General features: G+C 45.7%; 14 protein-coding genes. 1 reads left to right on the top strand and 13 read right to left on the bottom strand.

Annotated elements, in window-relative coordinates; all coding sequences use genetic code 11:
* Positions 1-53: 53 nt before the first annotated feature.
* The 3 genes from psaK to SYNC_RS06545 are packed head-to-tail and all read right to left on the bottom strand — an operon-like array spanning position 54 to position 973.
* A complete protein-coding gene (psaK, locus tag SYNC_RS06555) occupies positions 54-311 on the bottom strand; it encodes a photosystem I reaction center subunit PsaK (RefSeq protein WP_041426524.1) in 258 nt (85 codons plus the stop codon).
* A gap of 33 nt (positions 312-344) precedes the next feature.
* Positions 345-674, bottom strand: coding sequence for a DUF3593 domain-containing protein (locus tag SYNC_RS06550; RefSeq protein WP_011619331.1), 330 nt, complete (start codon positions 672-674; stop codon positions 345-347).
* On the bottom strand, positions 671-973 hold the full coding sequence (locus SYNC_RS06545; RefSeq protein WP_011619330.1) for a DUF2499 domain-containing protein: 303 nt from the start codon (positions 971-973) through the stop codon (positions 671-673). The genes SYNC_RS06550 and SYNC_RS06545 overlap by 4 nt, the downstream gene beginning before the upstream one ends.
* Positions 974-1,045: 72 nt before the next feature.
* Between SYNC_RS06545 and csaB the strand changes: the two genes are divergently transcribed.
* Complete coding sequence (gene csaB, locus SYNC_RS06540; RefSeq protein ID WP_011619329.1) at positions 1,046-2,125, top strand: polysaccharide pyruvyl transferase CsaB; 1,080 nt, start codon at positions 1,046-1,048, stop codon at positions 2,123-2,125.
* A 67-nt stretch (positions 2,126-2,192) separates the two neighbouring features.
* On the opposite strand, the gene SYNC_RS06535 is transcribed toward csaB, so the two are convergent.
* From SYNC_RS06535 to SYNC_RS06490, 10 genes are all read right to left on the bottom strand, one after another.
* On the bottom strand, positions 2,193-3,164 hold the full coding sequence (locus SYNC_RS06535; RefSeq protein WP_011619328.1) for an ABC transporter ATP-binding protein: 972 nt from the start codon (positions 3,162-3,164) through the stop codon (positions 2,193-2,195).
* Positions 3,161-3,973, bottom strand: coding sequence for a carbohydrate ABC transporter permease (locus SYNC_RS06530; RefSeq protein WP_011619327.1), 813 nt, complete (start codon positions 3,971-3,973; stop codon positions 3,161-3,163). Before SYNC_RS06530 ends, SYNC_RS06535 begins: the two co-directional genes overlap by 4 nt.
* Positions 3,974-3,975: 2 nt before the next feature.
* Positions 3,976-4,851, bottom strand: a complete 876-nt coding sequence (locus tag SYNC_RS06525) for a carbohydrate ABC transporter permease (RefSeq protein WP_011619326.1) — start codon at positions 4,849-4,851, stop codon at positions 3,976-3,978.
* Positions 4,848-6,119 carry an ABC transporter substrate-binding protein gene (locus tag SYNC_RS06520; protein WP_041426523.1) on the bottom strand — a complete coding sequence of 424 codons (1,272 nt, stop codon included), beginning with the start codon at positions 6,117-6,119 and terminating at the stop codon, positions 4,848-4,850. Before SYNC_RS06520 ends, SYNC_RS06525 begins: the two co-directional genes overlap by 4 nt.
* Before the next feature lie 14 nt (positions 6,120-6,133).
* Positions 6,134-7,618: a glucosylglycerol-phosphate synthase gene (ggpS, locus tag SYNC_RS06515; RefSeq protein ID WP_011619324.1), complete on the bottom strand. Its 1,485-nt coding sequence runs from the start codon at positions 7,616-7,618 to the stop codon at positions 6,134-6,136.
* A 68-nt stretch (positions 7,619-7,686) separates the two neighbouring features.
* The gene (locus SYNC_RS06510) at positions 7,687-8,238 is read right to left on the bottom strand and encodes a peroxiredoxin (RefSeq protein WP_011619323.1); all 552 of its coding nucleotides are present in this window, start codon (positions 8,236-8,238) and stop codon (positions 7,687-7,689) included.
* A gap of 34 nt (positions 8,239-8,272) precedes the next feature.
* A complete protein-coding gene (rpmB, locus tag SYNC_RS06505; RefSeq protein WP_006852613.1) occupies positions 8,273-8,509 on the bottom strand; it encodes a 50S ribosomal protein L28 in 237 nt (78 codons plus the stop codon).
* Between the two features lie 61 nt (positions 8,510-8,570).
* The gene (htpG, locus tag SYNC_RS06500; protein WP_041426522.1) at positions 8,571-10,475 is read right to left on the bottom strand and encodes a molecular chaperone HtpG; all 1,905 of its coding nucleotides are present in this window, start codon (positions 10,473-10,475) and stop codon (positions 8,571-8,573) included.
* A 143-nt stretch (positions 10,476-10,618) separates the two neighbouring features.
* Entirely contained in the window at positions 10,619-10,843 is a 225-nt protein-coding gene (locus SYNC_RS06495) for a ferredoxin family protein (RefSeq protein WP_011619321.1), read from the bottom strand.
* A gap of 26 nt (positions 10,844-10,869) precedes the next feature.
* A complete protein-coding gene (locus SYNC_RS06490) occupies positions 10,870-12,048 on the bottom strand; it encodes an ATP phosphoribosyltransferase regulatory subunit (protein WP_041426986.1) in 1,179 nt (392 codons plus the stop codon).
* Between the last annotated feature and the right edge of the window lie 8 nt (positions 12,049-12,056).

The raw sequence follows: 12,056 nt of genomic DNA, 5'->3' as shown, positions 1-12,056 counted from the left end.
AATCAGCTGATGCAGCAATGCAGCATCAGCTGAAATCATGCATCGAGGGAAATTTAAAGAACGCCTCTGGCTGCGAGTCCCTGAATCGCACCAAATCCAATGATGTGCCCCAGGCTCGTGGTGGCGAGCATGCTGCCGTGACTCATACCGCCAAAGAAATTAGCGCCAGGCAATTTGAGACCCACGTCTTGATGCTTAATCGTGGCTTTGCCAATCCCGATGGCAATGATGTTGCAGACCACCATCACGAGGGCAACCTTGGGTGACCAGGAAAGAGTGGCTGGAGCTACAGCCAGAAGAGGAGTAAACATGCAAAGCAACGAGCGACACCTCATCTTCCGATTTCAACGCCCCAAGATCTCCTCCTCGTAAGAGTTATTCACTGGCTCTTGCGGCTTTGATCGAAGCAGCCCGGCAACAATGCAGGCATTGCTCAAGGTAAGAAAAGCTTCAGCACCTCCGTGAAGCCAATCCACAGCTACCAATTCAGCGTCGTATCGAACGAGAGCAAACACCGCGGCAGCAATTGTGACAGCGACAAACAAGAGTGTGAGCTGAAACCCAAGAACGGTCAATTTTGGCAGTTGCCTGCTTCGGCCAAGGTGAAACAGAAACACCAAATAGGGAAGCAACGAGAGGGCAAAGAGGGGCGCTGGATCAAAGGTTGAGGTCATCCCTTCACCATGGCGTCGCGTTGCAAATTCCAAGCAGCAATGGCCAACGTGACATTTCCAAGCAGGGTGGTACTGGCTTGCAGAGTCACGAGCCAACGAAGGCTCTCGGTGTTGTCATACAAGTGCCAAGTGCAGGCAGCCATGGCACTGATCAAGGCAGGAATCATGGCTGCAGAGAGCCAGATCATGCTCGTTTGAGAACGTTTCGAACCGTGCTGAGCGATCAAGACCATCGCCAACAACCACTCAAAAACAGACGCCACATGGATCCACCATGTGCCAAGCGAAAGAGCATGCATGCTTCACAACCGAGCGTTTCACCAACGTACGCGCCCTAAGCGCGGATAATGAATGGACCCTTGGTGCTCTGAATGTCTGGCCTGGCTTCGTCTTCATCGCCGAGGCGGATTCTCCTTTGTGGCTATTACGGAGAACACAACCTGGGAGATGACGCCCTTCTTGAGGTGTTGAACAAACAGTTGCCTCAAGGATGGCAACCCCTGATAACGGCCAATGACAAAGCAGCAGTTCAAATGATTGTTCCAGGTGCATTGGTGGTGAACAGGAGGTCGTTGAAGACTGTCCTAAAGAGCATCAAGCAGGTGCAGGCGGTGGTACTTGGAGGTGGGAGCCTGCTCCAAGACAGCACAAGTTTTCGAAGCCTTATTTATTACATTGTTTTGATCGTGGTAGCGCAAGTGAAGCGCAAACCGGTGCTGTTATGGGGACAGGGACTCGGCCCACTTAGGCATGCGTGGAGCCGATATCTCGTGGGCCTGGTGCTGAATGGTGCGACGTCTATTACCTGGAGAGATACTGCATCAATGCAACTAGCCAAGCGACTGGGAATTAAAACATCGATGTTAGTAGCTCCGGATCCAGTCTGGACTCATCAAATGAGTGAGCATCAAGGAGGAGGAAATATTGTGTTGTGTTGGCGCCCAACCAACTTGTTAACAACTAGCGATTGGTCAGTGTTACTACAAGGCGTTGATCAACTCAGTAAAAAAACTGGCAAGCAAGTAACTTGGTTCGCATTTCATACCAATCAAGATTCCAACCTGCTACATACATTGAATGAAAAGGGATTGGTACCAGACAGGCTCGCCGTAAGATCAACGACTGTTCTCGCAGAAAGTATAGAGCATTCTCAGAGCGTCTTTAAAGAAGCAAGTCTAGTTATTGCAATGCGATTACATGCACTCATTCTTGCAATAGTCAGTCAATGCCCTTCTACAGCACTCAGCTATGACCCAAAAGTAGAAGCAGCAGCAAAAACTGCAGATGTTCCATGGTTTGATTTGGCAAAATTACCAAGACTGGAAATAATGTTAGCAAGTTGGAGTGAGTGCATGTCACATCCTCCATCAAAGCTACACCTTCAAAACATTCGTGAACAATCCTACGAACATGAGCGAGCACTCAGATCGAACCTAGAGAAGTTGAATTAAAGAACTGTACTGACAAGAAAAGACATAGCTAAAAATTTAAACAAAAACCAATCAGCAAACGAACGGATTAGTGAAGGCGATTTCCACTTGCTGCATCAAAATGATGCTCATCAGAAGGATTCCATGAAACATGGAGAGACTCAGGAATGTCTACAGTGGTGGAACAAGATAATCTCAAGGGGCCTTGAGGGGAATCAAGGTAAAGAAGCTGAGAACTACCAAGCCATTCGCGAGACATTAATTTGCAAGGAATTCCATCCTTGACAAAGAAGAGAGACTCAGGACGAATAGCACAAATAACACCATTATTGGGTCTCAGACAATTAATCTGAGGTCTACCAATAAACTTGGCAATAAACAAAGTTTCGGGACGATGATAGAGCTCAGCAGGAGTTGCAACCTGTTGGATATGGCCAGAATGCAAAACAGCAATACGGTCAGCCATCGCCATCGCCTCGTGCTGGTCATGAGTCACATGGATGACTGGTTTATTCCGATCCAGCACAAGACGACGAAGTTCTGGCCGTAACTCTTCACGAAGTTGGGCATCTAAATTGCTCATGGGCTCATCGAGCAAGTACACGTCAGGATCACGCAGCAAAGCTCTAGCCAATGCCACCCTTTGTCTTTGACCTCCAGATAACTGTGCCGGCAACACATTTGCACGGTCTTGCAGTTGAACAAGATCAAGCATGGCTTGAATCCGCTGTTTGCGCTCTAAAGGAGGAACTCCGCGTACGCGAAGACCAAGTTCCAAATTTGCAAATACACTCAAATGAGGAAGCAAGGCATAGCTTTGAAAAACCATTCCAACAGCTCTCTGAGCCGCTTTGGCATGCGTAACGCTCGTCTGATTGAGAATAATCTCACCTTCAGAAACTTGATCAAGGCCGGCAATTAGCCTCAGAGTACTACTCTTGCCACAGCCAGAAGGACCCACTAATGCAACACATTCTCCGTCATTAACTTGAAGATTTAAATGCCTAACAATCCATTGTTGGCCAACACGGCGTCCTAAATCTTGAATTTGAAGAGTCATCCCTTTACAGCTCCGCTAGTTAGACCAGACACAATTGGTTTTTGAAAAATCAACACAAGCAGCACCAAGGGGATTGAACCAAGAACAGTTGCTGCAGCATACGCACCAAAAGGGATAGCAAAAACTGATGAGCCAGCAATTCTTGCCATGGCTACAGGCAATGTCAATTTATTAGTGTCACTGATCCAGGTTAATGCAATCGGATACTCATTCCAACAAAATAGAAATACTAATATTGCAGTACTAGCAGTTGCGGGTGCAATTAGTGGAATTAGAACCCAACGAAGACGCTGCCAAAGGCCAAGACCTTCAAGTCTTGCTGCATCCTCTAATTCATTGGGAATATTATCAAAAGCACTACTAAGCAAAAGGATGGCTAGAGGCTGGGAAAGTGCTGCGTAAGGAATGCTTAACGCCAATAAATTATTGCCTAAATTAAAATCTCGAGCAATCTCCAATAGTGCTAAAAATAGCAATACATAAGGAAATAAAGCAGCACCGGCTAGAGATAGTCGACTAAACCAAGCCAATCTTTTTGGGATTAGATTTAGTGCATAAGATGCAGGTATTGCTAAGATGAGACAAAGAACAGTAGAAACAAATCCAACAATGAGACTGTTAAACAAATAAAGCCAAAAAGGAGGATTGGCAGTTAGTACACTTCGATAATGAATTAATGTCCAGCGTTGACCAATAGGTGCAAAAGGTTGAACAAGAGCTTGGTCTGTGCTGAATGAAGTATAAATTTGCCAAAGCAATGGCCCTAGAGACCAGATTAAAAGCAATGCTATTAAATATCGTTTATTCATGATTAGGCTCCAGGTCTAACAAAAGACTGCTGCGGAAAGAAAAACTTGACAAAAAACCAAGCAACTAAGCAAACGAAGCAGATTACAATAAAGCTACTAATTATAATCGTAGAACTATATCCAAAATCCAAAAATCTAAGAGCATTCAAATAAGCATATAAAGCAATGCTCTCAGTGCTACCAGCCGGACCTCCACCTGTTAAGACCTGAATCAAATCAAATACACCAAAAGCTTGTGCCAATCGAAACAACATTGCCAACAGAATATAGGGACGTAGCAAAGGAAGTGTGATGCGCCTTAGACAAGTCATTGAGTTAGCACCTTCAAGCTCAATTGCCTCATAAAGATCAGAAGGAATTGATTGAAGACCTGCAACGAGAATCAGTGCAGCGAAGGGAGTTGTTTTCCAGACATCGGCTAATACTGTTGCCAACCAAGCCATGCTGGGCTCACCAAGAATATTCAGTGATCCAAGGCCGAGTAAATTTGTAAAGTGATCTATTGGGCCAAAGGGTGTATTAAAAATCCATCGCCAACCAAGCGCCATAACTGTTGTCGGCAAAGCCCATGGAATAAGAGCTATGGCACGAACTACATCACGTCCTCGCCAACGTTGATCTAGAAGAAGTGCAATGATCAACGCCAGAAGTAATTCTAAGCTAACCGATACTCCAGAGAATCGAAATGTCTGGCTTAGGGCCTGCCAATACCTTTCATCTTGAGCTAATCTGAACCAATTTGCTCCGTTATTAGGTATAGCTATTAATCCTGTGACGACAGAATCAGCATGGAAACTTAACCATGAATAGCGAATTAACGGTACAACAAAAACGACAATAAGCAAAAGAAACGATGGTATTAATAACAGCCCAATCATGGTTCAACTCCTGCAGAAATTAAAATCTGTTCAGTGTTATCAGTGGCACGAATCATTCCGGCTTTAGGGAGCTGTTGGGTTGTTATTACAGTACTTAGCTGTCGTTGTAGAACATCGCTTATTTGGGCATAGAGTGGGGTCTCAGGTCTTGGCTTAGTTACATTTAAAGCAAGACCAAGCTCGCGTATAATTGGTGCTTGCAAGAATAGATCTGTGTCATCAATAACACTATTCATCGTTGGAGTATATCCATAATCAAGGAAGAGAAATTTTTGTGAATCTTCGTTCGTTAGAAAGCGTATTGCCTTAATTGTTGAGTCAATATGATTAGAGTTCTTCATGACTGTAAGTCCCCAGCTTCCTAATGTAGCTGTCGAAAAGCCAGGCTTAGCGACCATAGTCGTCACCCCTACATTCCCCTTAACTGAGCTATCTGCTTTTTGTAAATCAGCCCAGGCATAGGGCCAATTTCGCATAAAAGCTGAATCCCCTGCTCTGAAACTTTGCAAAGCCTCTTGTTCTGCAAAGTTGGTAACAGCCTGAGGGCTAACACCCTCTGTAATTAACGATTTCAACCAAGAGGCTGCTTCAACACCAGGTACCTGGTCCAAGCCAATATGATTGTTACTGGTGTTTAACCAATATCCACCAAATCCTTCGATCATTTCTAGATAAACACAACTCAGACCTTCATATTGTCGTCCTTGCCATACGTATCCCCAATCCACTCTATTTTCTTTCTGTAGAGTCTTACTAATTGAAACCAGTTCTTCTGGAGTCTTTGGGGGAAGATCCATTAAATCAGTCCTCCAATAGAGCAAGCCCATATCAGCCACAAGTGGCCAACGGTATAAGTGATTGTTAAAGTTGTTCCCCTCACGTGCCCCAGGTGCGAGTAAAGACACATCAACGTCATCAAAAAATGACTCAAGTGGCTCCAACCAACCCGCCTCCGCATATTTAGGTAGCCATGTAACATCCATAAGCAAACCATCAAATGGAGTGCTACCTAAAAGCAAGCTACTGATTGCTAAATCAGACATTGCATCTGTTGCTAATGGACCTCGAATTACCTTCAGCCGTATTTTTCCACGATTTTCACGATTAAATTGTTTAACCAGCTCTTGAGTGGAATCTGCAAATGGGGCAGGCATCAATATAGATACTGATTCAATCACCTGAGCGCGATAAAAGCTAATACCAGACAATGAAATGATCAAAATTAACAACGAAACTACGACCTTTTGAATGAATGTTATTTTTTTCATAGCGTGTCGTAGATTCAAGCCTCTAATGCATCCATCTGTTCACGAACCCAATCACTCACTGTAAAACTCTCTACAGCACTGCTCATGCGGCTCATACGTTTAATTTGTTCATCTTTAGGCATTTCTAGTGCTCGTTCAATTGCTTCATCCATCTGACGATGAGAATACGGATTGGTCAAAATTGCTCCATCAAGCACAACTGAGGCACCCGTAAACTCAGAAAGCACTAAAGCCCCGCCTCGATCCTTACGTGCAGCTGCATATTCTTTAGCAACCAAATTTAATCCATCTCGAAGTGGTGTAATCCAACAGATATCTGAGCGTGTGAACCATGCAACCATTTCTTCGTAAGGAATGCGTCGTGTAGAAAAACGGATAGGAACCCAATCAATCAAGCTAAATCGGCCATTGATACGCCCAGCGGTCTCTTCGATGGTTCGTTGCGTGTCTTCGTAGATTTTCATGCCGCTTGCAGCTGCAACACAAGCAAGCATGAGCACCACTTTTCCATGCCAATCGGGTCGACGTTCCAGTAGACGTTCAAATGCAAGTAAAAGTTCTTCATTACCCTTCGTGTAGTCAACACGACTCGCAGAAAGAATTAGCTTTCTACCTTTCTTAGTATCATCATCAATTTTATCTGCTAACTCTTGAACATCAGCCCGTGCTGCAAGTTCTTGGATCACATCTGGTGATGTTCCCACCGGAGACGATAACAGCTGAATTTTACGTCCCTTGTAATGTAAACAGGGGGTCTCCGATGGTTCAGTTAATGCCGATCCAGTAGAAACAAAGCGAGAGTTAACAGGTTGCTTTGATCCCTTTTTAGCACCTAATAGACAGTTGGCTGCACGAGCAAAGTTTTCGGTATAACGCGGAATATGGAATCCAACAACATCGCAACATAATAGGCTTTCGAGAATCTGTTCACGCCATGGCAAAATAGCAAAAACATCATTTCCTGGAAATGGTGTGTGATGGAAAAAAGCAATCTTTAGGTCAGGCCTTAATTCCCTGATATAACCAGGAACAAGCCACAAGTTATAATCATGTACCCAAACGGTAGCTGATTCAGCTGCCTGATGACATGCAGCTTTGGCAAACCTATAATTAACTTCTTCAAAAATACTCCAATCTGCGTTGTTTACATTAAAATGTGTAGGGAAAGTATGTAAGATTGGCCAGAATGATTCCTTGGAAGTTACATGATAAAAGCTAGAGATTTGATCTTCTTCTAGTGGGATTCTGCATAGGGTAAAGGGTTTCGGATTAGACATTGGAATGTTCTCATCATTCGCATCTTCTACTTTGTCAACTTTCCTCCAGGCTATCCAAGTACCGTTTTCCCGGGTTCGAAATAAATTTCTTAAGGTCGGGATAATTCCATTTGGACTTTTCTGATCGCACCAAATCCTGTTGCCCTTTTCATCTCTCCCTTCATCAAATGGCGTGCGATGGTACAGAAGAATGAAAGGACTTTGTCCCTTTGTGACCGCCATGCTTCACCTCTCTTTCATGGCTCTACAGAGCCATGGTCAACCCCCCATCTCTAACACGCGCAGCGAGCTCAACTCGTTTGTAAATCGTTGAGTCGGTTGAGTACCTCTTTGGCATGACCAACTGGGCGCACTCCTGTCCAAACAGCCTGAACGACCGATTCTGGATCGATGAGAAACGTATGCCTCATCGAGTAAGGCGCCATCCAAGATCCATAGGCCTTGCTCACCAGACCATCAGGATCGGAGAGCAATGGAAACTTGAGTTCCTCAGAGCTACAAAACGATTCGTGGTCGCTGACTGAATCTGCACTAATAGCAACAACCTCTGCCCCACTCTTATTAAAGGCAGACAATGAGTCCTGAAAGCCGTGAGCTTCGATCGTGCAACCAGAAGTGAAATCCCTCGGATAAAAATAAACCACCAACCAGCGACCTTGCAGACCGGTCAAACTCCAGTGTTTCTGATCAGGATTGACACTGCTAAAACCAGGAAGGTCAAAGTCAGGCGCTTTGATTCCAATCTCAGGTGATTGACCGCCCAGTGCATGGACACGGGTGGGAGCCAATAAAAAAATCCCTGCTCCCAGAACAGCTGTCTGGAGTAGGGATCGTCTGTTCATGGAACTGTTGTTAGTTCGAAAACTCTAGAGACGCTCAGAGTTTTGCGAGGTTAATTCCCAAGGAGCGTGCATAAGCACCCAACCCTTTCTTTTGAATGGTCTTCAGAGCACGAGTTGTAATCCGCAGATTGATCCAACGCTTCCCTTCAGCCCACCACAGACGGCGCTGCTGCAGGTTGGCCTGCTGCAGCTTTTTGGTACGTATATGCGAGTGGCTCACAGCCATGCCGTTGTTGGCGCGAGTTCCTGTGAGCTGACACACCCGTGACATAACTGCGTCCTGAAGAAAGCGATGGCCAATGGCCGAAAGGAAATATTAGCAAAGTGTCTGCTCAGACTCCTCGTTCCATCAGGCGAGACATGAGTTGCAAATTATTGGTCTGGAAATTTGCAAGCTCTTTTGGATCAAGTCCTCCCACAGACAGCTTTGCTGTTTCGTACAAATGTTGAGCCAGGTCTCGTGCAAGCATTTCACTCGGCGATTGATCAGCATCGCCAACAATGACGCCACCGGCCTGAAGTTTGAGAAGACCCTCCACAAGTGGATGCTTTTGATTGACGAGCAACACGTGATAGTCAGGCAAACCGGGCAGTCGCTGATCCATCAATGCGCCGATGTCATTCATCCGACGCATTTGCTCAGGAAGCAAAATGAGTGCTGCAGGGCCTTGCGAGCCAGATTTGAGAGCTTGCACTTGAACCGTTACTTTTTCGTTTGAAAGAGCCTTTTTTATCAATTTGCGCAAGCTTTCACTTTTTGTTTCTCCGTCTCCATCACTCAGCTCAGGTGTTTCTTCCTTGAGCGACGAATCCAACTCAGCATCAACACGTTGAAACTTTAGTTCTTCGTGGCGAGATTCAAGCCACGGAATGAATTGACTATCAATTACTGTGTCGGCGTATAACACTTCTCGTTCCTGTGAAGTCCATAAATTAAGCGCTGCTGATTGTGACGCTTCGTCTGTGCAATACAAAATTATTTTTTCATCGCTAGTCAGACGGCCCCTGTAGCCTTCAAGGGTTGTAAAGTCCCGCTCGTTCCCTCGAATTGGATCAGTTTCATCTGTACTAGAGGCAGGTGCACTTGTGGCAAACATCACAAGTTCTTCAACTTGTTCAGCAAATTTGTCATCTTCCATTGCTCCGATTTTTACGAACGGTGCAAGGGACTCCCATGCTTCTGCATAGGCTCGTGGATCCTCCTTTTTAAGACTGCGAAGCCTATCAGAAACTTTCTTGGCAACAAAATTGCCTATGGAGCGCACGCGTCGATCAGTTTGAAGTGCACTTCTGCTTACATTTAAAGGTATATCAGGCGAATCAATGACGCCCCTTAGTGGGAGGAGATAGCGGGGAACTACCTCTTTTATAGAATCGCTAACAAAAACTTGGTTGCAGTAGAGTTTAATCTCTCCTTTCTCCCAGTCAGCTCTTCCAGCTTGCTTGGGAAAGAAGAGAATACCTTGTAAATTGTAGGGATAATCAGTGTTTAAATGAACCCAAAGCAAGGGATCACCCTGAAAAGGATAAAGATAGTTGTAAAGATCAATGTAATCTTGATCTGATAGCTCTCTAGCACTTTTGCGCCATGGAGCTACCATTTTGTTAATAGTTTCCCCTTCAAGTTGCACAGGTACTGACATAAAATCGCAGTACGTATTAATAAGTGTTTTTATCCTGGCTGGCTCTATATATTCCAACTCCTCCTCCATGAGATGCAGAATCACATCGGTTCCTGCGTCGGTGCGCTCTGCAGCAGTCAGATTAAAATTGGGAGATCCATCGCAGGTCCAACGCACCGCTTCCTGGTCGGGCTTGGCAGATTTAGTGAGCAGTTCAACGCGCTCCGCAACCATAAAACTCGAATAAAAACCTAAACCAAAGTGGCCGATGATGGCATCGTCTTCTTGCTTGTATTTCTCGAGAAAATCTTCAGCGCTAGAAAAAGCAACTTGATTGATATAGCGTTTAACCTCATCTGCCGACATACCAATTCCGTTGTCGGAAATAGTAAGAGTTTTGGCCTCACGGTCTATATGGATTTTGATTGTGCCATCGTCTCCTTCGCTGCAGTCACCGGCCATAGCGGCCATTCTCCGCTTGCTGATTGCATCTACACCATTACTGACCAACTCCCTAAGGAACACCTCATGGCCGGAGTAGACAGCCTTTTTAATGATTGGGAAAATATTCTCGGTGTGGATCTGAATTTGACCCTGCTCGTCCAACACCGCCATAACACCAACGATAAAGCTCGACTTTAGGGATGGACCCCATCGCGGCACAACGGCGGAATCAGGGGGTTCTCCGAACCTCTTAGTCAGAGTTCAGGCTTGATAAAGAGATGTGCGAAATTCTCTTATCATGAGATCGATACACTTCAGCCACCCGATTGAAGGTCTGCTCGCTCCTCAGGAACGATGGCGTTAGCTACAGGACAAACCTGCAGGCAAATGCCACAGTCAATACAGGTATCAAAATCAATCCAATAAAAATCTGTTCCCTTTTTGTTTGCTCCACTTCCTGGTTTGATGCAGGCAACTGGACAAGCATCGACACAGTCAGCAACGCCTTCGCAGATGTCAGTGACGATTGTGTGTGCCATAGCTTTTGATCTCTATCTTGAGCAATCTAATCAGAGAGCCAGTCCATGGTGTTGCATCCCGATGACTGGAGACGCTTCTCGGCTTCTTGACGATTGCGACAAGACTTGAGATCACATTGAGCGATATTCCCTTGAGCATGCCAATGCGTCTGTTTTAGCAACGCCTTTTCAAGGCTTGAGTCATCGCTCCAGCAAATTAAAATTCGGGAATCTACTTTCACATCCTCAGTATTAGAGCCAGGAAGGTCACGAATATCGTCGAGACAGAAACTAAATCCCACACCACCAGCATTTACCTCGCTTTCACCACATCGCTCTACCAAGCCGTCGTAACGCCCTCCACGGGCAATCACCACTGGAGCTGAAACCCCCTGACAAACCAGTTGGAAAACCAAACCGTCGTAGAGCTGATGATGAGGGTGAAAGGTTGGATCCAATTGAAGTGCGAGAGATTGTTTTTCAGCAAGTGGACTGAGATGCACAAACAATCGTTTCAGGGCAGTCAAAACGGGTTGTGAGCCAAAGCTTTCTCCCAACAGTTCAAGGATTGTCATGGGTGTGCCACGACAATCGAGAAGGTTCACCAACCGGTTGAGATCTGCTGCTTCAAGCCCCATGGCTTCTAGCCCAAGTCGGTCGTATTGGATTAAGCAACTGCGGATTTCTTCCCGAATCGGTTGCTCAAATGGGGCCAAGACCAATTCCATCAAAGACGTATGGCCAATCAAAAGTTGTGGCTGATGCTCGCCGAGCAGCGAGAGAGCATTCATGGCCTCTAAGAGCAGAGTTAAGAGTTCAAGTTCTGCTGCAAGATCTTTAACTCCGAAAAGTTCAACACCACTGTGCAGTTTCTCTTCAATGCACAATCCCCCTTCTTCTGCAGTTCGGCTTTCGAAAATGGTTCCGCAGGCACAGAGCCGTAGCGGACGCGGTCGATCTTTGAGTCTTGTAGAGGCAGCTCTAGCAATCGATGCTGTCATCTCTGGCCTGAGACCGAGCGGGTCATCAGCCACAAGTCGAACCACGTCATGGCTTGCAATTGCACCACCTGCAATGAGTGTGTCGAGCCGTTCCACCTGTGGTGGCGATACTTCGTCATATCCCCAGTGGCGATAGACCGTCGCCAACTGTTCCCTCAAATACTGATTTTGTTGGACTTGCTTCGGATTCAGATCTCGAGCGCCCGTGGCGGGTTGCAGGGCCATCCAGCTAG

Source organism: Synechococcus sp. CC9311, assembly GCF_000014585.1.
Taxonomy (GTDB): Bacteria; Cyanobacteriota; Cyanobacteriia; order PCC-6307; family Cyanobiaceae; genus Synechococcus_C.
Note: the sequence above shows the minus strand (reverse complement) of the source record. Positions and strands in the feature narration are given on the sequence as shown.